Raw genomic sequence first — 24575 nt, 5'->3', positions numbered from 1 at the left:
GCGCCGATCCCCCGGCTCCGGGCCGGGACGAAGCCTGGGGAGGCACGTAGCTGTGTGCGGGTCTGAAGAACTCCTGGCCTATTGGCGCCGAACGCTCATCCCCCTTCCGCCCGAGACCGCCCTTCCCGTCGACCGGCCGCATCCGCCGGAGCCGGACCCCGCACGCGAGAGCCGTGTCCTGGCCGGTCTGCCCGACGCGAGCGACGCCGTGCTGCTCGCCGCCTTCGTCGCGCTGCTGCACCGCTACAGCGGCGCCGTGGACCTCACCGTGGTGCACGACGGGCTGCCGGTACGGGTGTCCGTCGACCACGAGCCCGCCTTCCAGGAGCTGGTGCGGCGGGTGACGCAGGCCCAGGAGGACGCCGCCGTCCACCGGGTGCCCGTCGGGCTCCTCGTCGACGAGCTGGCCCCCCGGCCGACCCGGGGCGGCGCCCTGTTCGCCAACGTGGCGTTCGGCACCGTCCACAGGCCCAGCGGCGAGACGCCAGGACCGGTCGACCTGTCGCTGGAAGTCGCCGAGGGCGCCGTGCGGGCGACGTACCCCGCGGGTCTCTTCGACGGGACGACCGTGGAGCGGCTCCTCGGCCACTACCGGACCCTGCTGGCCGACGCGCTGGAGCGGCCCGGCGCGCCCGTGGTCCGGCTCGAGCTGATGGCCCCGGACGAGTACCGGCAGGTCGTCCTCGACTGGAACGCCACCGAGCACACGGTCCCCGCCGGCACCTGGCCCGCCCTCTTCGCCGAGCAGGTCCGCAGCCGCCCCGACGAGGTCGCCCTCGTCTTCGAGGACGAGCGGCTGACGTACGCGGAGCTCGACGAGCGCGCCAACCGGCTCGCCCACGCGCTGATCGCCCGGGGCGCCGGCCCCGAGCGCATCGTCGCGCTGGCGCTGCCCCGCTCCGCCGAGCTGATCGTCGCCGAGGTCGCCGTCCTCAAGTCCGGCGCGGCCTATCTGCCGATCGACCACGACTACCCCGCCGACCGCATCGCCTACATGCTCGGCGACGCGGCGCCCGTCTGCCTGGTCACCGACCAGGAGACCGCGCGGGAGCTGCCCGGCCGGCCCGGCATGACCACCCTGGCGCTGGACGCGCCGGACACGGCGCGGGAGCTGGCCGGCCGCCCGGTCCGCGACCCCGACGACGCGGACCGGGGCGCGCCGCTGACCGTCCTCAACGCCGCCTACGTCATCTACACCTCGGGCTCCACCGGGCGCCCCAAGGGCGTCGTCCTCGCGCACAGCGGAGTGGCCAAGCTCGTCGCCACCCAGAGCGAGCGGTTCGGCATCGGCCCGCACAGCCGGGTCCTGCAGTTCGCCTCGCCCAGCTTCGACGTCGCCTTCTGGGACCTGTGCCTCGGCCTGCTGTCCGGCGGCCGGCTCGTCGTCGTGCCGGCGGAGCTGCGCGTGCCCGCCGCGCCGCTCGCCGACTACGCGAGGCGCAACGGCATCACGTTCATGATCCTGCCGCCCGCCCTGCTCGCCGCGATGCCCGACGACGTCGAACTGCCGCCCGCAGCCACCCTGCTGGCCGGAACCGAGCGCGTCTCCCCGGAGCTGGTGGGCCGCTACGCCCGCGGCCGGATGATGTTCAACGCCTACGGCCCCACCGAGGCGACCACCAACTCCACGCTCGGCCTGTGCGACCCGGACATACCGGCCGGCTCCGTCGTCCCGATCGGCGTGCCCGACCCGGGCACCCGGGCGTACGTCCTCGACGCCTGCCTGCGGCCCGTCCCCGCGGGCGTCACGGGAGAGCTCTACCTCGGCGGCGCGGGCCTCGCCCGCGGCTACGTCGGCCGCCCGGACCTGACCGCCGAGCGCTTCGTCGCCGACCCGTTCGGCGCTCCCGGCGAGCGGCTCTACCGCACCGGAGACCTGGTCCGCTGGCGGGCCGACGGACGGCTGGAGTTCCTCGGCCGCGCCGACGCCCAGATCAAGATCCGCGGCTTCCGCATCGAGCCGGGCGAGATCGAGTCCGTGCTCCGCGCCCACCCGGCCGTCGACCAGGTCACCGTGGTCGCCCGCGAGGACCGGCCCGGAGACCGGCGGCTCGCGGCCTACGTCGTCCCGGCGCTCGACGCCCCGAGCGGCGGCGAGGACCCGGACGGGCAGGTCGAGGAGTGGCGGGAGCTGCACGAGCTCCTCTACCGCGCGGCCGGGTCCGAGGGCCGGCCGGAGAGCGCCGACGGCTTCCGCGAGAACTTCGCGGGCTGGAACAGCATGTACGACGGCCGGCCCCTCCCCGTCGAGGAGATGCGCGAGTGGCGCACGGCGACCGTCGAGCGCATACGCGAACTCGGCGACGTCCGCCGGGTGCTGGAGATCGGCGTCGGCAGCGGTCTGATCCTGTCCGCCGTCGCGCCCGGCTGCGAGGCCTACTGGGGCACCGACCTCTCGGGCGAGGCGATCGCCGCCCTGCGCGCCCAGGTCGAGGCGTCCGAGGACCTCGCCGCGAAGGTCGAGCTGAGCGCCCGGCCCGCGCACGACACCGACGGCCTGCCCGCCGGCTTCTTCGACACGATCGTCGTCAACTCCGTAGCCCAGTACTTCCCGAGCGCCGACTACCTCGCCGACGTCCTGCGCAAGGCCGCCGCGCTCCTCGCGCCCGGCGGGCGCATCCTCGTCGGAGACGTCCGCAACCTGCGGCTGCTGCGCACCCTGCGCGCCGCCGTGGAGCGGCGGCGCGCGACCGGCGCCGACGCCGCGGGCGCCTCGGACGCCGGGACCGCCGCGGACACGGTCGACAAGAGCGCGCTGCGCGAGGCCGTCGAGCGGTCGGTGCGCTGGGAGGGCGAACTCCTTCTGGACCCGGACTTCTTCGCCTCCCTCGACGGCTTCGACGCCGACGTCCGCATCAAGCGCGCCGTCCACCACAACGAGCTGAGCCGCTACCGCTACGACGTCGTCCTGTACCCCGGAGCGCCCGCGGGCGCCGCACCGGGCGAGCACGAGGTCCCCTGGAGCGAGGCGGGCGGCCTCACCGGGCTCGCCGCACTGCTGGCCAGGCGGCCGGCCCGGCTGCGCGTCACCGGTGTGCCCAACGCCCGGCTCGCCGACGACCTCGCCGACCTGCGCGCCCTCGACGGTAGCGGCGGCGCGGCCGCCCCCGGCGTCGACCCCGAGCACCTGCACGCCCTCGCCGCCGAGCACGGCTACCGCGCGGCGGCCACCTGGAACGGCGCCGCCGACGACGGCGCGTTCGACGCCGTCCTCACCCGCGAGGATGACGACCGCCTCGCCCACGACGGCAACGGCCGCCTCGCCGGCCTGTACCGGACCGCCGGGGGATACGCCCACGCCAACCGCCCCGCGCCCTTCCGCGATGTGACGGCGCTGATGCGGACCCTGCGAGGGCACGCCGCCGAGTGGCTGCCCGACTACATGGTCCCGTCCGCCTTCGTGCCCCTGCACGCCCTGCCGGTCACCCCCAGCGGCAAGATCGACGCGCAGGCGCTGCCCGCCCCCGACTACGCGGCGATGAGCTCCGGACGGCCCCCGCAGACCCCGCGCGAGAAGCTGCTCTGCGCCCTGTACGCCGAGGTGCTGGGCCTGGACTCGGTCACCGCCGAGGACGACTTCCTCGCCCTGGGCGGCGACAGCATCACCGCCATCCAGCTGCTCGTCCGGGCCCGTCAGGCGGGCCTTCGGCTCACCACCCGCGAGGTGTTCCGCCACCGTACGGTCGAAGCGCTCGCGCAGGCCGCCGTCGCCCGCACCGCCGACGGCACGGCCGCCGACACCCCCCTGATCGACGTGGACGCGGCCGAACTGGCCGAGATCCAGGGCGCGCACCCCCTCGCCGTCGAGGAGCTGCTGCCCCTCACCCCCCTCCAGCAGGGCTTCTTCTTCCACGCCCTGACCGGCGGCGCCGACGGCGACACCTATGTGGTCCAGCAGGTCCTCGACCTCGCAGGACCGGTCGACGGGCCCACCCTGCGCCGCGCCGCCCAACGGCTCCTGGACCGCCACGCGCCGCTGCGGGCCGCCTTCCGCCAGCGCCCCGACGGCGCCCCCGTGCAGATCGTCGTCCGGGACGCCGAACTGCCCTGGCGCGAGATCGACCTCACGGCCCAGGACGGCGCGGTCCGCGAGGCCCTCGGCGAGACGGTGGCCGAGGACGAGCGCGCCGCCGGCTTCGACCTGGGCGCGCCGCCGCTGCTGCGCTGCGCCCTGATCCGGCTCGGCGCACAGCGCAGCCGCCTCGTCCTGACGTTCCACCACATCGTGGCCGACGGCTGGTCGCTGCCCGTGCTCCACCGCGAGCTCATGGCGTTCTACGGCGCCGACGCGCCGCCCCTCGCCGAGGTCGCCCCCTACCGCGCCTTCCTGCGCCGGCTCGCCGAGCAGGACCGCGACGCGGCCCGCGACGCCTGGCGCACCGCCCTCGCGGGCCTGGACGAGCCCACCCGCCTGGTCGCCGCCCCGGCCGGCGCCGGGCCCGTGCGGCCCGCGCACATCCGGGTGGAGCTGTCCGAGCGGACCACAGCGCTCCTCGCCGACCGCGCCCGCCGGCACGGCGTCACCCTCGGCACCGTCGTACAGGCCGCCTGGGGCCTGCTGCTCGGCAGGCTCACCGGCCGCGACGACGTGGTGTTCGGCACCACGGTCTCCGGCCGCGACGGCGAGGTCGACGGCATCGCCTCGATGGTGGGCCTGTTCATCAACACCCTGCCCACGCGCTTTTGCTGGGCGCCCCGGGAGACCCTCGGGGACCTTCTGACCCGACTCCAGGACGAGCAGGCACGGCTGCTGGACCACCAGCACCTCGGGCTGGCGGAGATCCAGCGGCTGGCCGGGCACGCGGGCGAGGGCGAGCTCTTCGACACCCTCGTGGTCTTCGAGAACTACCCCGCCGAGGCCGACCTGCGCGACGCCTCCGGCGCCGTGCGCATCACCGCCGACGCCTTCAACGACGCCGTCCACTATCCGCTGGCCCTCGTCGTCAAGCCCGGCGCCCGCCTCGACCTGCGGCTCAAGCACCACGCCGAACGCCTCGACGCCGACCGGGTCCGCGCGCTCGGCGGCCGGCTGGTCCGGATCCTGGAGGCGATCGCCGAGGACCCGGCCAGGACCGCCGCCTCCCTCGACCTGCTCTCGCCCGACGAGGCGCTGCGCGCCCACCCCCAGGGCGAGGAACGGGAGGTCCCCGAGACCACCCTCGCCGAGGCGTTCGCGGAGCAGGTGCGCCGCACCCCGGACGCGACGGCCGTCGTCTTCGGCGCCGCCACGCTCACATACGCCGAACTCGACGCCCGCGCCGAGGCGCTGGCCGCCCGGCTGCGCGCCCGCGGGGCCCGCCCCGGAGAGTTCGTGGCGGTCGCCGTGCCCCGCTCGACGGAGCTGATGACAGCGCTGCTCGGCGTGCTGAAGTCAGGGGCGGCCTATCTGCCGGTCGACCTGGACTACCCGGCCGACCGCGTGGCCCATATGCTCGCCGACTCCGGGGCCAGGACGGTCCTCGCGCTCTCCGCCACGGCGGGGCGCCTGCCGCAGAGCGGCCGCACCCGGGTACTGCTCCTCGACGCCGAGGAGGAGACCCCGGCGACCGACACCCCGGCGACCGAATCCCCGGCGGCCGAGACCTCCGCGACCGAGGCCGGCCCCGCGCCGCGCCCCGCCCGCCCCGACGACCCCGCCTACCTCATCTACACCTCCGGCTCCACCGGCCGCCCCAAGGGCGTCGTCGTCTCCCACCGCGCCATCGTCAACCGGCTCGCCTGGATGCAGGGCGCCTACGGACTGCGCGCCGACGACCGGGTGCTCCAGAAGACCCCGTCCAGCTTCGACGTGTCGGTCTGGGAGTTCTTCTGGCCGCTCCGCGAAGGCGCCGCCGTGGTCCTCGCCCGCCCCGACGGCCACCGCGACCCCGCCTACCTGGCCGCCCTCGTCCGCGCCGAGCGCGTCACCACGATGCACTTCGTGCCGTCCATGCTGGAGGCGTTCCTCCAGTCCGACGAGGTCGCCGGCGACCCCGGCTGGGCCGCGTCGCTGCGGCGCGTGCTGAGCAGCGGCGAGGCCCTCCCGGCCGCCGCGGCCGCCCGCTGGCACGCCCTGACCGGCGTCCCCCTGCACAACCTGTACGGGCCGACCGAGGCGGCCGTCGACGTCACCCACCACGCCTGCGACGGCGCCGGCGAGGGCGCCTCGGTGCCCATCGGGCGCCCGGTCTGGAACACCGGCCTGCGCGTCCTCGACCCCTGCCTGCGCCCGGCGCCCGACGACGTGCCCGGCGAGCTGTATCTGACCGGCGTGCAGCTCGCCCGCGGCTACCACGCCCGCCCGGCGCTCACCGCCGAGCGGTTCACGGCCGACCCCTACGGCCCGCCCGGCAGCCGTATGTACCGCACCGGCGACCTGGTCCGCCGCCGCGAGGACGGGGTGATCGAGTACCTCGGCCGCACCGACCGCCAGGTCAAGCTGCGCGGCAACCGCATCGAACTCGGCGAGATCGAGGCCGCGTTGACGGCCCTGCCCGAGGTGGCACAGTCCGCCGTGACGGTACGGGACGGCGGGCTCGTCGCGTACGTCGTGCCGGCCGCGCCCCCGGCCGACGTCGCCGCCCTGCGCGAGGCCCTCGCCGCCTCGCTGCCCGCCGCCCTGGTCCCCAGCGCCTGGGTGGTCCTGGACGCCGTGCCGCTCACCCCCAGCGGCAAGCTGGACCGGGCCGCGCTGCCCGCCCCGCAGGCCGTCCGGGCCGAGGCCCGTGCCCCGCGCGGCCCCCGCGAACAGCTCCTCACCGAGATCTTCGCCGCCGTGCTGAAGCTCCCCGACGTCGGCGTGGACGACGACTTCTTCCTGCTCGGCGGCGACAGCATCACGTCCATCGGCGTCTGCAGCCGCGCGCGCCGCGCGGGCCTGGCCCTCGACCCGCGCGACGTCTTCGAGCACCGCACCCCGGCGGCCCTCGCCGCCGCGGCGACCGTCGACGAGCCCGCGGCGCCGGCGCAGGACGGCTCGGCGGCCGCCTTCGCCCTCACCGAGGAGGAGCGCGAGCGCGTCGAGCGGCTGGCCCCCGGCCGCATCGAGGACGTGTGGCCGCTCGCCCCCCTCCAGGAGGGCCTGTTCTTCCACTCCACGTACGACGACGGCACCCTCGACGTCTACACCGTCCACGAGTCCTTCGACTTCGCCGAACGCGTCGACGCCGAGCGGCTGCTGGCCGCCGCCGGCGCCCTGCTCGCCCGCAATCCCAGCCTGCGCGCCGGGTTCACCAGCGAAGGGCTGCGCCAGCCGGTGCAGTTCATCGTGCGCGACGCCGAGATCCCGCTGACCGAGGTCGACCTGTCCGCCCTGACGGCGGCCGAACAGGACGCGCGGATGCGGGAGCTGATGGACGAGGAGCGCTCCCGCCGCTTCGACCTGACCTGCCCGCTGCTGTTCCGGATGCTGCTCGTGCGGCTCGGCGACGAGCGCGGCGACCGCCTGGTGTTCGGGCGCCATCTGATCCTGTGGGACGGCTGGTCGGCCTGGCTGTTCCTGGACCAGCTGTTCGCGCTGTACGAGAGCGGGGGAGAGGCCGAGGGCCTCGCCAGGACCGGCTCCTACCGCGACTATCTGACCTGGCTGGAGCGCCAGGACGACACGGAGGCCACCCGCGCCTGGCGCACCGCCCTGGCCGGCTTCGACGAGCCCACGCTGCTGGCGCCCGCCGTCTCGGACCGCGGTCTGGAGCCGGTGATCCCCGAGCAGCTCGACGCCCAGCTCGCCCCCGAGGTCGGCGAGCGGCTGCGCGACACCGCCCGCCGGCACGGCCTCACGCTGAACACCGTGCTCAACGCGGCCTGGGGCCTGGCCCTCGCGGCGGCGACCGGCCGGACCGACATCGCGTTCGGCACGACCGTCGCCGGACGCCCCAGCGAGGTGCCGGACGTCGAGAACGTCATCGGCATGTTCCTCAACACCGTCCCCGCCCGTATCGCCTTCGACCCGCGCGAGCCGGTCCTCGACCTGCTCCGCCGTATCCAGGGCGAGCGGCTGGCGCTGATGCCGTACGAGTATCTGGGCCTGGGCGTGCTCCAGGCCGAGACCGGCCACCGCCGGCTGTTCGACACGCTGTTCGTGCTGCGCAACGCCGACACCGACGAGCGGCTCGCCGAGCTGCGCGACCGGCACGGCGCCACCGCCGTCGCCAACGTGGACGCCACCCACTACCCGGCCAACCTGGTCGTCACCCCGGGCGAGCGCGTCCGCGTGACCCTCGCCTACCGGCCCGACCTGCTGGACGGCGGATACGCGCGCCGCCTGCTGGACCGGTTCGTGCTCCTGGTCGACCGGCTGGTCGCCGATCCGGCCGCCCCCGTCGGCTCGCTCGACTCCGCGCTGCCCGACGAGGCCGCCCTGCTGGCCCGCGAGGACGCCGGCAACCGCCAGCCCGTGCCCCACGAGACCGTCGCCGACATGCTGGCCGCGCAGGCAGCCCGCACCCCCGACGACACCGCCCTCGTCTTCGGCGCCGCCACGCTCACCTACGCCGAGCTCGATGCGCGCTGCAACCGCATGGCCCGGCTGCTGATCGCCCGCGGCGCCGGACCCGAGCGGGTGGTCGCGCTCGGCCTGCCCCGCTCGATCGACACGGTCGTGGCCCTGTTCGCCGTGCTGCGCACCGGCGCCGCCTATCTGCCGCTCGAGCTCGACCACCCGGCCGAGCGGCTGTCCCTGATGCTGGCCGACGCCCGCCCGCTGCTCCTGCTGTCGACGCGGGCGGTCTCGCGCACCCTCACGGCAGACGTCCCCCGGCTGCTGCTCGACGACCCGGACACGGCCGCCGAGCTCGCCGCCCTGCCCGACGCCGCCGTCGAGACGTCCTTCAGCCTGGACCACCCGGCGTACGTCATCTACACATCCGGCTCCACCGGCCGCCCCAAGGGCGTCGTCACCCCGTACGCCGGTCTGACCAATATGCAGCTCAACCACCAGAAGGAGATCTTCGCCCCGGCCATCGCCTCGGCCGGCGGGCGGCGGCTGCGGATCGCGCACACCGTGTCGTTCGCCTTCGACATGTCGTGGGAGGAGCTGCTCTGGCTCGTCGAGGGCCACGAGGTGCACATCTGCGACGAGGAGCTGCGCAGGGACGCCATCGCGCTGGTGGCGTACTGCGAGGAGCACCGCGTCGACGTGGTCAACGTGACCCCGACGTACGCCCATCTCCTCATCGAGGAGGGGCTGCTCCAGGGCCACCGGCCGCCGCTGGTGCTGCTCGGCGGCGAGGCGGTCACCGAGGCCGTGTGGAACACCCTGCGGGACACCGAGGGCACCTACGGCTACAACCTGTACGGGCCCACCGAGTACACCATCAACACCCTCGGCGGCGGCACGCACGACAGTGCTACGCCGACCGTCGGCAAGCCCATCCGCGCCACCCGCGCCCGCATCCTCGACACCTGGCTGCGGCCCGTTCCGGACGGCGTGGCGGGCGAGCTGTACATCGCGGGCGGGGGTCTGGCCCGCGGCTACCTCGACCGTCCCGGTCTGACCGCCGAGCGCTTCGTGGCCGACCCGTACGGCCTGCCCGGCGAGCGCGTGTACCGCACCGGCGACCTGGTCCGGCGGCGCGCCGACGGCAACCTGGACTTTCTCGGCCGCACCGACGACCAGGTCAAGGTCCGCGGCTACCGCGTGGAGCTGGGCGAGATCGAGACCGCCCTCGCCCAGCACCCCGAGGTCTCCCAGGCGGCCGTCGTCGCCCGCGACGACGCCGGCGCCCCCGGCTCCAAGCGGCTCGTCGGCTACGTCGTCCCGGCCGAACTCGACGCCCAGGCCCGCGCGTCGGCCGAGCGCGAGCAGATCGGGGAGTGGCAGGAGATCTACTCCGCCGAGTACAGCGAGATCGGCACGGCCCTGTTCACCGAGGACTTCGCCGGCTGGGACAGCTCCTACGACGGCGCCCCGATCCCCGTGGACCATATGCGCGAGTGGCGCGAGGCCACCGTGGCCCGCATCCGGGAGCTGCGGCCCCGGCGCGTCCTGGAGATCGGCGTGGGCTCCGGCCTGCTGCTCTCCCAGCTCGCCCCGGACGCCGAGGCCTACTGGGCGACCGACTTCGCCGCCCCCGTCATCCGCAAGCTCGGCGAGGAGCTGAAGGCCGACCCGGAGCTGGCCCGGAAGGTCGAACTGCGCTGCCAGGCCGCCGAGTCGACGGACGGTCTGCCCGTCGGCTTCTTCGACACCGTCGTCGTCAACTCCGTCGTCCAGTACTTCCCGAGCCTGGACCATCTGCACCAGGTGATCCGCGGCGCGCTGGGCCTGCTCGCGCCCGGCGGCGCCCTGTTCCTCGGCGATGTGCGGGACCTGCGCCAGGCGCGCGTGTTCCAGGCCGGCATCCAGGCCGCCCGCGCCGAGACGGACGCGGAGCCCGAGGCGCTGCGCCGGGCCGTCGACCGGGGCCTGGCCCTGGAGAAGGAACTCCTCGTCGACCCGGACTGGTTCACCGCCCTCGGCGTCGGCGTGGAGCTGCGCACCAAGGCGGGCAGGGGCCACAACGAGCTGACGCGCTACCGGTACGACGTGGTGCTGTACGAGGGGGACGCGCTCGCCCTGGACGGCGCCCCGGTCCTCGACTGGAGCGGGCCGGACGCGCTCCGCACCCGGCTGGACGGCGCCGGACCGCTCCGGGTGCGCGGCATTCCCGACCCCCGCACCGCCGGCGACCTCGCCGCCCTGCGCGCCCTGGACGCCGCCCGCCCTCTCGGCGCGGCCGCGCCGGGCGTGGAGCCGGAGGACCTGCGGGAGACGGCCGAGGCGCACGGCTGCCGGCTGCTGACCACCTGGTCCGACGAGATCGGCCGCTACGACGCCGTGTTCGTCCCCGGCGCCGAGGCGCAGCGCACGGCCGGCCTGTACCGGCCGCGCCCCGACCGCGGCGACGCCCCGTACGCCAACACCCCGGCCGCGGGACGCGGCCACACCGCGCTGATCAGGCGGCTGCGCGACGGCCTGGGGCAGCGGCTGCCCGGCTACATGGTGCCCGCCGCCTTCGTCGTGCTGCCGGGCCTGCCGATGAACGACAACGGCAAGCTCGACGTGCGCGCGCTGCCCGACGCGGAGCCCGCCGTCGCCCTGTCGGCGGGGCGCGGTCCGCGGACCGAGGTCGAGGAGGTGCTGTGCCGGCTCTTCGCCGAGGTGCTGGGACTGCCCCGGACCGGCGCGGAGGACGACTTCTTCGACCTGGGCGGCCACTCGCTGCTGGCGACCCGGCTGGTCAGCCGGGCCCGCACCGAGCTGGGCGCGGAGCTGGCGATCCGCGACCTGTTCGAGGCGCCCACCCCCGAGAAGCTGGCGCTGCGGGCGGCGGTCGGACGCCCGGCCCGCCCGGTGCTGGAGCCCGCCGAACGGCCCGCCCGCATCCCCCTGTCGGCCGCCCAGCGCCGGCTGTGGCTGGTGGAGCGGATCACCGGGGACGGCGTCGCGTACAACTTCCCGCTGGTGTTCCGGCTCCGCGGCGCCCTGGACGTCGACGCCCTGCGCGCCGCGCTGGGCGACCTCGCCGACCGTCATGAGGCGCTGCGGACCCGCTTCGTGGAGGCCGACGGCGAGCCGTACCAGTGGATCGCGGCCCCCGGGGAGGCCGAGCCGGACTTCCGCTTGGAGGACTGCGCCGAGACCGCCCTGGCGGCGCGGATCGAGGAGGCCCAGCGCCGCCCGTTCGACCTGGGCGCCGAGCTCCCGGTGCGCGCCGAGGTGCTGCGCCTGGCCGCGGACGACCACGTCGTGGCCGTCGTCCTGCACCACATCACCACCGACGAGTGGTCCGACCGCCCCTTCCTCGCCGACCTGCACCACGCGTACGCGGCCCGCACCGCGGGCCGGGCGCCGCAGTGGGCGGCCCCGCTGCCGGTGCAGTACGCCGACTACACCCTCTGGCAGGACCGCCTCCTCGCCGAGGTCGGCCAGGAGCAGCTCGCCTACTGGACGCGCGCCCTCGGCGGGCTTCCGGAGGAGATCCCGCTGCCCCTGGACCGCCCGGGCGCGACCCGCGCCACCGGACGCGGCGCCGTCGTCCGCGCTGCCCTCCCGGACGCGACCGCGGCCGCGCTGAGGGACCTGGCCGGCGCCCACCAGGTCAGCATGTTCATGCTGTTCCAGGCCGCTGCCGCCGCCCTGCTGCACCGGCTCGGCGCCGGGGACGACATCCCGCTCGGGGCGCCCATCGCGGGCCGCACCGACAGCGCCGCGGACGACTTGGTCGGCTTCTTCGTCAACACCCTCGTCCTGCGCACCGACCTGTCCGGCGCCCCGTCCTTCGAGGGGCTCCTCGGGCGGGTGCGGGAGGCGGCGCTGGCCGCGTTCGAGCACCAGGACGTGCCGTTCGACCGGGTCGTCGAGGCGGTCAACCCGGCCCGGGCCGCCGACCGCAACCCGCTCTTCCAGGTGATGCTCGGCTACCACCACCGCCCCGACGGCGACCCCGAGCTGTTCGGCCTGCCCACCGAGTGGTTCGACATGGACACCGGCATGGCCAAGTTCGACCTGGACTTCACCGTCGTCGACCACGGCCCCGGCAAGGACATGGCCCTGCTGCTGGAGTACGCGAGGGACCTCGCCGACCAGGAGACAGCCGCCGGGCTCCTCGAGCGGCTGCTGAGCCTCCTGGAGCAGATCGCCCAGGACCCGGCCCGTCCGGTGCGGTCCCTGGACGTCCTCACCGACGCGGAGACGACGGCCGCGGCGACCGGCTGGAACGACACCGCACGCCCCGTGGAGACCCGGTCCGTCACCGAGATCCTCGACGACGTCGTCCGCGCCCGGCCCGACGCGCCCGCCCTCGCCGCCGGCGCGGACCGGCTCGCCTTCCGGGAGCTGGGCGAGCGGGTGGACGCCGTGGCCCGGCTCCTGCTGCGCCGAGGCGCCCGCGCCGAGCAGGTCGTCGCCCTCGCCCTGCCCCGCGCGCAGATGGTCCCGGCCCTGTTCGGCGTCCTGAAGTCCGGCGCCGCCTATCTGCCGCTCGACCCCGAGTACCCGGCCGACCGGCTGGAGTTCATGCTCCGCGACACGGCGCCGCTGTGCGTCCTCACCACGGCGGAGCTGGCGCCGAGCCTGCCGGACGGGTACCCGGTGGTCCTGCTGGAGGACGCGCTGCGCGAGGAGGCCGCCGACGAGGCTCCGGCCGCGGTGCCTCCCGCCCCCTCCGGCGCTGCATACGTCATCTTCACCTCCGGGTCCACCGGCGCCCCCAAGGGCGTCGTCGGCGCCCACCGCGGACTGAGCAACCTCGTCGCCGCCCACCGCGACGACCTCGTCCAGCCCGCCGAGCGATCCCTCGGCCGCAGCCGGCTGCGGGCCGTGCACGCGGCCTCGTTCAGCTTCGACGGCTCCTGGGGGCCGCTCGTCTGGCTGCTCGCCGGGCACGAGCTGCACATCGCCGACGAGGCCGCCCTGGCCGACCCGGCCGCGCTCTTCGCCTACCTGGGCCGCGAGCGGATCGACATGCTCGACGTCACCCCGACCTACCTCCGCGAGATGATCCACCACGGCTTCCTGGCGCCCGGCGCCCACCTCCCCGGCGTCATCGTCGTGGGCGGCGAGGCGACCCCCGCCCCGCTGTGGGAGCGGCTGTGCGCCCTGCCCGGCGCCGAGGTCCACGACCTGTACGGGCCGACCGAGAGCGCGGTCGACGCCTACGGCTGGCACAGCGGCGCCTCCGGCCGCTGGGCCGCGCCGCTCGACAACATCCGCGCCCACGTCCTGGACGAGCGGCTGCGGCCCGTCCCGGCGGGCGTCGCCGGCGAGCTGTACCTCGCCGGCGAGGGCCTGGCCCGCGGCTATCTGAACCGGCCCGGGCTGACCGCCGAGCGGTTCACGGCCGACCCGTTCGGCGCGCCCGGCGCCCGGATGTACCGCACGGGCGACCTCGTCCGGCGCCGCCGGGACGGGTCCCTGGAGTTCCTCGGCCGGGCCGACGGGCAGGTCAAGCTCCGCGGCTTCCGCATCGAGCTCGGCGAGATCGAGGCGCTGCTCGCCGCCCACCCCGACGTGGCCACGGCCGCCGTGGTGGTGCGCGAGGACACCCCCGGCGCGCGCAGGCTCGTCGCGTACGTCCTCCCGGCCGGCGGCCGCACCCCGGACCCCGCCCAGCTGCGCCGCCACGCGGCCGCGGCCCTGCCCGCCCACATGGTGCCGACGGCGTTCGTCGCCCTGGCGGCCCTGCCGCGCACGGTCGCGGGCAAGCTCGACGCGAAGGCGCTGCCCGCGCCCGACCTCACCGCGCTCGCCTCCGGACGCCGGCCGCGCACCCCGCGCGAGGACCTCCTGTGCGAGGCCTTCGCCGCCGTCCTCGACGTGCCCGAAGTGGGCGTCGACGACGACTTCTTCGCGCTCGGCGGGCACTCCCTGCTGGCCATGCGGCTGACCGCCCGGATCCGGGCCGCGCTCGGCGCCGAGGCGTCCCTCCGCACGATCTTCGAGGCCCCGACGCCGGCCCGGCTCGCCCGGCGCCTCGCCGAGCAGGCCGACGGGACGGCCGCGGACCGCCCGGCCCTCGCCGTCCGGCCGCGCCCCGACCTGCTGCCGCTGTCCTCCGCCCAGCAGCGCCTCTGGGTGCTCTACCAGGTCGATGGCCCCAGCGCGACGTACAACATCCCCTCGGCCTGGCGGCTGACGGGCGCGCTGGACGTCGACGCGCTGCGGGCCGCGGTGCACGACGTCGTCGTACGGCACGAGACGCTGCGCACGGTCTTCCCCGACGACGAGGGCCGGGCCCGCCAGCTCGTGCTGGCGCCCGACGAGGCCCGCGTCCCCTTCGAGCTGACCGACACGGACGAGGACCTGCTGCCCGAACTCCTGGCGGAGGCCGGCGCGTACGGGTTCGAGCTGGACCGCGAGGCCCCGCTCCGCGTCCACCTGTTCCGCACCGGCGAGCAGGAGTGGACCCTGCTGCTGCTCCTGCACCACATCGCCGGCGACGAGTGGTCGGAGGGCCCGCTCCACCGGGACCTCGCGCTCGCGTACGCCGCCCGCACCGCCGGGCGGGCGCCCGAGTGGGAGCCGCTGGCGGTCCAGTACGCCGACTACACGCTGTGGCAGCGCGAGGTGCTCGGCGACGAGAAGGACCCCGCGAGCCTCGCGGCACGGCAGATCGCCTACTGGAAGCAGGCGCTGGCCGGGCTGCCCGAGGAGCTGGCGCTGCCCGTGGACCGGGCCCGCCCGCTGGAGGCGACCTACCGCGGCGGCGCCGCCGACCTCTCGCTCGACGCCGAACTGGCCGCCGGACTGCACCGATTGGCGCGCGACAACGGCGTCAGCGTGTTCATGGTGCTCCAGGCCGCCGTCGCCACACTCCTCAGCCGGCTCGGCGCCGGCCACGACATCCCGATCGGCAGCCCGATCTCCGGCCGCACCGACGCGGGCCTGGACGACCTCGTCGGATTCTTCCTCAACACGCTGGTGCTGCGCACCGACACGTCCGGCGATCCGACGTTCCGGGAGCTGCTCTCGCGCGTCCGCGCATCCGATCTGGCCGCCTTCGACCACCAGGACGTGCCCTTCGAGCGGCTGGTGGACACGCTCAACCCGGCCCGGTCGCTCGCCCGTCACCCGCTGTTCCAGGTGATGGTGGTGTACCTGGCCTCCGGCGGGGACGACACGGCACTGCCCGGACTGAACGCCCGCCGGGACGACGTGGCGCAGACGACCGCCAAGTTCGACCTCTCCTTCGACTTCGTGGAGCGCGGCGACGGCAGCGGCGTGGACGGCGTGCTGGAGTACAGCGCCGACCTGTTCGACCACGCCACCGCGCAGTCCTTCGCCGACCGCCTGCGACGCGTCCTGCGCGCCGTGGCCGCCGACCCGGACACCACGGTGGGCCGCATCGACGTCCTCGACGCGGACGAGCGGGCCCTGCTCGCCGGCGGCTGGCACAGCAGGCCGCCGGCCGGCGAGCCGACCACCGTGCCCGCCCTCTTCGAGGAGCAGGCGCGCACGAACGCCGAGCGGCCCGCCGCGGCCTCCGACGGCGTCGAGCTGACCTTCGCCGAGCTCAACGCGGACGCCAACCGGCTGGCCCGGCTGCTGGTCGAGGCGGGCGCCGGACCCGAGCGGTTCGTGGCGCTCGCGCTGCCGCGCACCGCGGGCTTCCTGACGGCCGTCCTCGCGGTCCACAAGGCGGGTGCCGGCTATCTGCCGCTCGACCCGGACGCACCCGTGGAGCGCACCGCCGACGTCCTCGCCGACGCGGGACCCGTCCTCACCCTCGCCACCCGCGACCTCGCCGCCGCTCTGCCGCCCGGTACGGCGCCCCTGCTGCTGGACGACCCGGCCACGGCGGAGCGGATCGCCGCCCAGGACCCGGCGGACCTCGTCGACGCCGACCGCACCGCGCCGCTGACGCCCCGGCACCCGGCGTACGTCATCTACACCTCGGGCTCCACCGGCCGTCCCAAGGGCGTGGTGATCACCCACGAGACCCTCGGCAACCTCTTCCACAGCCACCGCGAGACCCTCTACCTCCCGGCGGTCGAGGCCGCCGGGCGCCGGTATCTGCGCGTCGGCCACGCCTGGTCGTTCTTCTTCGACGCCTCCTGGCAGCCCCAGCTGTGGCTGCTGGACGGGCACTGCGTCCATGTGCTGTCCGAAGAGGCGCGGCGCGACCCCGAGCTCGTCGCCGACGCCGTGCTCCGGCACCGCTTCGACTTCCTGGAGGTCACCCCGTCGTTCTTCGCGCAGATGGCCGACAGCGGACTCCTGCGCGGCGGCGACTGCCCGCTCGCGGTCGTCGGCGTGGGCGGCGAGGCCGTCCCCGTAGCCCTCTGGAAGCGGCTGTCCGAGCTGCCGGGCACCGAGGCGTTCAATCTGTACGGGCCGACCGAGTCGACCGTGGACGCCCTCGTGGGACGCGTCCGCGACAGCGAACGGCCCCTGGTGGGACGGCCGGTGGCCGGCACCCGGGCGTACGTCCTCGACGACCGGCTCCAGCCGGCCCCGCCCGGCGTCCTGGGCGAGCTCTACCTCGCGGGCGGCGGCCTCGCCCGCGGCTATCTGGGCAGCCCAGGACTGACCGCCGAACGGTTCACGGCCGACCCGTTCGGCCCGCCCGGCTCACGGCTGTACCGCACCGGCGACCTGGCCCGCTGGACCGCCGACGGACGCCTCGACTATCTGGGCCGCGCCGACGACCAGGTCAAGATCCGCGGCTTCCGCATCGAGCCCGCCGAGATCGAGGCCGCGCTCACCGCCCATCCAGCGGTCGGCCAGGCACTGGTGACGGTCCATCAAGAAGGTGCGCGCAAGCAGCTCGTGGCATACGTCGTCCCGGCCCAGGAGAGCGCACCCGACCGGACCGCACCCGACGATCCGGCCGCGAAGTCGGCGCTCGATCCCGCCCTGCTGCGCGCTCATGTCGCCGCCCGGCTCCCGGACCACATGGTCCCGGCGGCCGTCGTCGCCCTGGAGCGGTTCCCGCAGCTGGCCAACGGCAAGCTGGACCGCGCGGCCCTGCCCGCGCCCGACTTCTCCGCCCTGTCCTGCGGACGGGCGCCCGCCACCCCCGTGGAGGAGCTCCTCTGCACGGTCTTCGCCGACGTGCTGGGGCTCGAACGGGTCGGCGTGGACGACGACTTCTTCGCCCTCGGCGGGGACAGCATCGTCGCCATGCAGCTCGTGGGCCGGGCCCGCGCGGCGGGCCTGCGGATCACCCCGCGGCTGGTGTTCCGCCACCGCACGGCGGCCGCGCTGGCCACGGTCGCCGAGGCGGCCGACGCCGCCGCGCCGCGCCGCGAGGACGACGGCACCGGCGCCGTGCCCCTCACCCCGGTGATGCACTGGCTGCGCGAACTGGGCGGCCCGTTCGCGACCTACCACCAGGCGGCCCTCGTCCGCACCCCCGCGGAGCTGGACCTGCCCGGCCTGACCGCCGTGCTCCAGGCCCTCGCCGACCGGCACGACCTGCTCCGCGCCACCCTGGTACGGCCCTCCCGCGAGGACGTCGAGGACTGGTCGCTGCACGTGCCGCCCGTCGGCGCGGTCGACGCGGCGGGGTGGATCGAACGGGTCGACGTCGCCGGACTGGACGCCGCGCACCTGGCCGAGTCCGTACGGGAGCACACGCACGCGGCGCGGGCGCTGCTCGACCCGGACGCCGGCGCGATGGTCAGGGCGGTGTGGTTCGACGCGGGCGACGCCCCGGGCCGGCTGATGCTGATGGCCCACCACCTCGTCGTGGACGGCGTGTCCTGGCGGGTGGTGCTGCCGGACCTCGCGGCGGCCTGGCAGGACGTCCGCGCCGGCCGGCCGGTCGGCCTCGTCCCCGTCGAGACCTCCTTCGCCCGCTGGTCGCGGCTGCTCACCGAGCTCGCGCAGGCGCCGGAGCGGGAGGCCGAGCTCTCCGTGTGGACCGACGTCCTCGACGGCGGCACGGAACCGCTCCCGCTCGCCCGGGAACGGGACCCGGACCGCGACACCACCGCCACCCAGCGCGAGGTCGTGCTGCGGCTGCCCGCCGAGCGCACCGGACCGCTGCTGTCGGCGGTGCCCGCCGCGTTCGGCGCGGGCGTCAACGACGTGCTGCTGGCCGGGCTCGCGCTGGCCTTCGCCGACTGGCGGCGCCGGTCCGGCGGTTCGGACACCTCGGTCCTCGTCGACCTCGAAGGCCATGGCCGCGAGGAGGATTTGGGCGGCGACGGCGTGGACCTGTCCCGGACGGTCGGCTGGTTCACCAGCGTCTTCCCCGTCCGCCTGGACACCGGACCCGTCGACCCGGCCGAGGCGTTCTCGGGCGGCCCGGCCGCCGAGGAGAGCGTCCGCAGGGTCCGGGAGCATCTGGCGTCGCTGCCCGCGAACGGCGTCGGCTACGGCCTGCTGCGGCATCTGAACCCCCGTACCCGCGAGGCCCTGGCGAGCCGCGAACAGGCCCATGTGGAGTTCAACTACCTGGGCCGGTTCGGGATCCCGGAGGAGACCGACTGGTCGTACGCCCCCGAGGAGGACGCGGCCGACATCGGCCCGGAGGCGGCGATGCGGGAGGGCCACGCGCTGAGCGTCAACGTGGTGACCGAGGACCGGGCGGACGGGCCGGTGCTGGCCGCCCACTGGTCCTATCTGGAAGGGCTGTTGCCCAAGGAGACGGTCCAGGACCTCGCAGAGACGTGGTTCCGGGCACTGGAGGGCCTCGTCGCGTGTGCGGAGAGGAAGCGAGAGCGGTGAGGGCCGCGGCAGCGGCCGAGGCCGCGAGGAGAGGAATGGTATGAGCAACCCGTTCGAGGACCCCGAGGGCGTCTACCTGGTGCTCGTCAACGACGAGAACCAGCACAGCCTGTGGCCGGACTTCGTGGACGTGCCGGCCGGCTGGCGGGTCGTCCACGGGCCCGAGTCCCGCCAGTCGTGCCTGGACCACGTCGAGACGCACTGGAGCGACATGCGGCCCCGCAGCCTGGCCGAGTCGATGGACGGCTGACCGCGACGACGCGCAGAGGGAGACAGACACAGCGAGACAGACCGGGACACGAAGAAGGGGGCCGACGCCGTCGGCCCCCTTCTCGCTGCCCGCGCTCGGGTCAGGACGCGGGCTGCTCCACCTTCGTGGCGGGCTTGCCGTCCACGGCCGCCGCCAGCTGCGGCGCCAGCCGCTCCACCACGTACGGCAGGCTCAGGACCGTGCCGAAGGACGTGGCGTGGCCGTAGTCGCTGGTCTCGTTCAGATAGACCTCGCGCCCCTCGGAGACCACCTTCAGGTCCTTGTACGACGCGTCCTTGTGGAGCTTGTCGGCGTCCTTGGCGACGTCGCCGACGATCCACACGATCGCGCCCTGGTCGAGCAGGTCGGTGCGCTCCTTGCTGATGTTCGCGCCGAACTGGTCCCCGATCGCCTTGTCCAGGTCCTTGGGCAGGCCGAACCCGAGGTCGGTCAGGAGCCGCGAGCGGGAGTCCTGGCTGCCGAACACGAACATGCCCTCGTACGGCGTGGCCATCACACTGGTCTTCCCCTTGAACTCGGGGTGCTTCTCGACGGCCGCCGCGATCTTCCCCTCGGTCGCCTTGACGGCCGCGGCCGCCTCCTCCGGCTTGCCGAGGGCCTTGCCGATCGTCGTCGTCTGCTCCTTCCACGGCACGCCGAAGTCGTTGTACGCCTTGGGCTGGGCGACCACGGGAGCGAACTTGGACAGCGACGCGTACTGCTCCTTGGTGAGCCCGCCGTACACCGCGAGGATCAGGTCCGGCTGGAGCGCGGCGATCTTCTCCACCTGGGGTCCGGTGCCGGTGTCCTTGAGGACGGTCGGCGCCTTCCCGCCGCCCAGCTTGTCGGCCGCCCAGGGGCCGACGGCGCCCTTGTAGCCGCCCACCCACTCGGTCGTGCCCACCGGCACCTCGCCGAGGGCGAGGACCGAGTCCTGGTCGGTGAGGCCGACGGTGACGATCCGCTTCGGCTCGGACTTGATCGTCGTGGCGCCGTACTTGTGGTCGATCGTGACCGGGAAGGCGGACTTCCCGGAGGAGTTCGACTTCGAGCCGGCGTTCGAGGAGCCGGCGTCCTTGTCGTTACCGCCGCAGGCCGAGGCGGTGGCGAGGACGACGAGGGCGGAGGCGAGGGCGGCAGCCGTCCGGGACGTTCTGCGGAAGCGGGGCATCGGCGGTCCTTCGGTTCGGGTTTCCTGTGGAGCCTTGCGGTGGTGGGGGGTGGGGACTGGGAGCCGGTGTCGCGGGGCGGGGACTAGGAGCCGGTGTCGCGGGTGTCGGACCACGCCTCCCACAGGGCCGCGTACGGCCCTTGGGCGGCCCGCAGCTCGTCGTGCGTGCCGGTCTCCACGACGCGGCCGCAGTCCATGACGACGATCCGGTCGGCCGTCGCGGCCTGGCTGAGCCGGTGGGCGACGATCAGCGCGGTCCGGCCGTCCACGGCACGGGCGACGGCCTTCTCCAGCTCGCGGGCGCCCACGCTGCCCGCCTCGGCGGTCGCCTCGTCGAGGATCACCAGGGGCGGATCGGCCAGGACCAGCCTGGCCAGCGCGAGCGCCTGCGCCTGGGCGCCGCTGAGCCGGTGGCCGCCGTCGCCGACCACGGTGTCCAGGCCGTCGGGCAGCGCCTCGGCCCAGTCGAGCGCGTCCACCCGGGCGAGGGCCGCGCGCAGCTCGCCCTCGGCAGCGTCGGGCCGGGCGAGCCGCAGGTCGTCCGCCAGAGGGCCCGCGAAGACATGGGTCTCCTGGGTGAGCAGGGCGATCGTCCGGCCCGCGGCGGCCCCTCCGAGCTCGGCCGGGGGCGCCCCGCCGACCAGGACGGAGCCCTCCGTGGGCTGATGGATGCCCGCGACGAGCCGGGCCAGGGTGGTCTTCCCGGCCCCGCTGGCGCCCACCAGCGCCACCCGCTCCCCGTGCCGGATCGTCAGGTCCACGTCCCGCAGCACGGGGTGGCCGGGCCAGTAGGAGTGGCCGAGCCCGCGGACGACGACCTCCACGTCGCCGGTCGCGGCCGGGCGGGCCGGCTGCGCGGGCGGCGGCTGGTCGGTGACGCCGACGAGCCGCGCCAGGCCCGCCGTGGCCGACTGGGCGTCGTCCAGCAGGACCAGAGCCGAGTTGACCGGTCCGAACAGGCTGTGGAAGTACAGGGCCGCCGCGGTCGCCGTGCCGACGGACGCCGCGTCCCGGCTCACCAGCCAGCAGCCGGCGCCCAGGACGGCCGCGAGCCCGATGTACTCGGCGACGTGCAGCCGGCTGTAGAAGCCCAGCACCAGCCGGACGCCCCGCATCATCAGCGCCACCAGGGACTGGGACCGCTCGGCGACCCGCTCGGTGTGCTCGTGCTCCAGCCGGAACGCCCGTACGGTCGAGCTGCCCCCGACGGTGTCGAGCAGCTGCTGCTGCTGGGCGCTGCCCGCCACCCGCTGCAGGGCGTAGAGCGGCACGGCATGGGCGACGTACCAGCGAGCGGTCAGGACCTGCACGGGCGCCGCGAGGAGCGCGGCCAGCAGGAACCGCCAGTCGAGCAGGGCCAGCGCGCCCAGGGTGAGGACTATCGTCAGCAGCGACCGGGCCAGTTCGGGCAGGGCGCTGCGCACGGCGTCCGCGATGAGGGACACGTCGGCGGTGACGCGGGCGGTGAGGTCCCCGGCGCCGGCCTTCTCGACCCGCTCCAGGGGCAGGCCGAGCGCCCGCTCGACGAACTTCTCGCGCAGCCGGGCCAGCGTCGTCTCGCCGAGCCGGGATATCAGCGACAGGCCGATCCCGGAGGTGAGGCCCTGCACGACGGCGACGGCCGCCAGCAGCGCGGCCGTGACGCCGACGGCGTCGGCGGACCCGCGGTCGGCGGCCAGGTCGACGATCCGGCCGAGCAGCGGCTGCACCAGCAGCCCGACGGCGGTGGATCCGACCATGACGGCGAACGCGACCAGGGCCAGCCGCCGCTGCGGGCGCAGCAGTTCGGCGACGGCGGCACGGGTTCTGGCGGGGGTGGCGACGGGCAGCAGCGTGGGCGCGCCCCTGGTGTCGGCGCCGGCCGGGGACGGCGTCTGGGACCCGGCGGGAGACGGCTTCTGGGCCCCGGCGGGTGGCTCGGCCGGGGACGGCGTCTGGGACCCGGCGGGAGACGGCTTCTGGGCCCCGGCGGGTGGCTCGGCCGGGGACGGCTTCTGGGTCCCGGCGGGTGGCTCGGTCGCGGACGGCTCGGGCGACCCGGCCGGTGGCACGCTCGGGGACTGCTTCTGGGACCCGGCGTCGGAGTCGTCCGGGGGAGTGGCCTGGGCCTCGGTCATGACAGGACCGCCGTCCGGTAGGCGGCGCATTCGTGGACGAGCTGCTCGTGGCCGCCGGTCGCGGCGAGCCGGCCGCCGTCGAGGAGGACGACCCGGTCGGTGACGGCGAGGAGCGCGGGGCTGGTGGTCAGCAGGAGTGTGGTGCGGCCCTCGCGAACGCCCTTGATCCCGGCGGCGATACGGACCTCCGTGACGGCGTCGACCGCCGTGGTCGGCTCCTGGAGGACGAGGACCGGCGCGTCGGCGGCGAGCGCCCTCGCCAGGGCGACCCGCTGGCGCTGGCCGCCGGAGAGCGAGTAGCCGCGCGCGGTGACGGCCGTGTCGGCGCCGTCGGGCAGGGTGCGCACCACCTCGTCCGTCGCGGAGGCGGTGAGGACGGCGGCGACGCGCGCGGAGTGCTCGGCCTGCCCGGCCCCGGCCTTGGCGGGCGCCGCGGCGGTGACGTTCTCCAGGAGGGTGCCCTCGAACAGGTCCGCGTCGTGCTCGGCGACGAGGAGCGCGGCCCGCAGCGCCGCCACGTCCAGCGCGGCGAGCTCGACCCCCTCCAGCTCGACGGCCCCGGCCTCGGGGTCGCAGCGGCGGCCGAGGCAGCGCAGCAGCGCCTGCGCGTCGGCGGGGTCGGTGGCGACGACGCCCACCGTCTCGCCGGCGGCGACGTCGAGATCGAAGCCGCGCAGGGTCCCGTACGACAGGCCGCGCAGCCGCAGCGACAGCCCTGGCCGGCCGTCCGCCCGCAGCGGCACGGCCCGTGGGGACGACGCTCCGGCGGACACGGCACGGGCGGCGTCGAGCACGCCGGCGATACGGGCGGCGGAGGCGCGGCCCTGGGCCAGCTCGGCGTTGACCCAGGAGAACTCGGAGAGCGGGCCGATGAGGAAGAGCGCGAGCGCGACGGACGAGACGAGCTCGCCGATGCCGATGTCGCCGCTCGTCGCGAGCCGACCGCCCACGAAGGCGACCAGCGCCAGGAACGTGCCGGTCAAGACGGTCACCACCGCGCTCTGCCAGGCCTCGGCCCGAGCCGCGCGCAGGGTGGCCGTCAACGACTGGCGGCTGATGCTCCGGTAGCGGGAGACGGCTGCGGGCTCGGCGCCGATGCCCTTGAGCACGCGCAGTCCCGCCACGAGGTCCGCCGCCACGCCCGAGGCCCGCGCCGCCTGTTCCTGCTCGGCTTCGCTGCGCCGCTCCAGGGGCTTGCTGAGCAGGTGGACGAGCCACAGCAGCAGCGGGGCGCCCAGCAGGACGAGGAGGCCGAGGGGCAGCGAGACGCGCAGCAGCACGACGGCGCCGACGACCAGTCCGGTCGCGGCGGCGATGCCGACGACGAGGGCCATGGTGACGGCGCCGACGCGTTTGGCGTCCTCCGTCGCGATGTTGGCCAGCTCGCCGGGCAACCGGCCGTCCTCCGCCCCGCCTTCGGGGGCCAGCACACGGCCGACCACCTCGGTTCGCAGGCGGTGCGCCGCGGTCAGGGAGGCGCGTTCGCCGGCCCGCGCGCTGGCGCGGAAGCTGAAGGAGAGGCCTACGTAGAGGGCCGCGAGGACGCCGAGCCACAGCAGCAGCCCGGGGACGTCGCCGTCCACGACGCCCTCGTCGATGGCCAGGCCGATGAGGACCGGCACGAGGGCCTCGCCCGTCTGATGGCCCATGCCCAGTACCGCGCCGAGGACGACGTCACGGCGCTGTCCGCGCACGGCGCGCCAGAGCACCCTCCGACCGGGCGGGTCCGCCTTGCTCACGCATCCCTCCGGACCGGTGACTGACAAACAGGTGAAAGCCGTGCTCGATGACTTCGAACTTAGGTAAGGCTCGCTTGGTGTAGACGGGCACGAAGACCTGGCAGGTCGCCAGGGCCTGTTTGAGCTGTCTCTCCCACTCGGCGCCGATCCCCATCCGCCGGTCGAG

The 24575-nt window shown here is 75.4% G+C and carries 5 protein-coding genes and 1 pseudogene; 2 read left to right on the top strand and 4 right to left on the bottom strand.

The window, feature by feature from the left end; genetic code table 11:
• The first annotated feature begins 52 nt into the window (after positions 1 to 52).
• Both AB0M39_RS10725 and AB0M39_RS10720 read left to right on the top strand, forming a co-directional pair.
• Positions 53 to 19132, top strand: coding sequence for an amino acid adenylation domain-containing protein (locus AB0M39_RS10725; protein ID WP_365362453.1), 19080 nt, complete (start codon positions 53 to 55; stop codon positions 19130 to 19132).
• Between the two features lie 40 nt (positions 19133 to 19172).
• Entirely contained in the window at positions 19173 to 19382 is a 210-nt protein-coding gene (locus AB0M39_RS10720; RefSeq protein ID WP_365362450.1) for an MbtH family protein, read from the top strand.
• Between the two features lie 100 nt (positions 19383 to 19482).
• On the opposite strand, the gene AB0M39_RS10715 is transcribed toward AB0M39_RS10720, so the two are convergent.
• The 4 genes and pseudogenes from AB0M39_RS10715 to AB0M39_RS10700 all read right to left on the bottom strand — a co-directional run.
• Positions 19483 to 20553, bottom strand: a complete 1071-nt coding sequence (locus AB0M39_RS10715) for an iron-siderophore ABC transporter substrate-binding protein (protein WP_365362448.1) — start codon at positions 20551 to 20553, stop codon at positions 19483 to 19485.
• A gap of 83 nt (positions 20554 to 20636) precedes the next feature.
• Positions 20637 to 22670: an ABC transporter transmembrane domain-containing protein gene (locus tag AB0M39_RS10710; RefSeq protein ID WP_365362446.1), complete on the bottom strand. Its 2034-nt coding sequence runs from the start codon at positions 22668 to 22670 to the stop codon at positions 20637 to 20639.
• Positions 22667 to 24409: an ABC transporter ATP-binding protein gene (locus AB0M39_RS10705; RefSeq protein WP_365362444.1), complete on the bottom strand. Its 1743-nt coding sequence runs from the start codon at positions 24407 to 24409 to the stop codon at positions 22667 to 22669. The genes AB0M39_RS10710 and AB0M39_RS10705 overlap by 4 nt, the downstream gene beginning before the upstream one ends.
• Positions 24345 to 24575: pseudogene (locus tag AB0M39_RS10700) on the bottom strand (hypothetical protein); the annotation flags it as partial. The gene AB0M39_RS10705 and the pseudogene AB0M39_RS10700, both read right to left, overlap by 65 nt.

This window comes from Streptomyces sp. NPDC051907 (assembly GCF_040681075.1).
Taxonomy (GTDB): domain Bacteria; phylum Actinomycetota; class Actinomycetes; order Streptomycetales; family Streptomycetaceae; genus Streptomyces.
The sequence above is the reverse complement of the archived record's forward strand: the minus strand, read 5'-3'. Positions and strand labels throughout refer to the sequence as shown.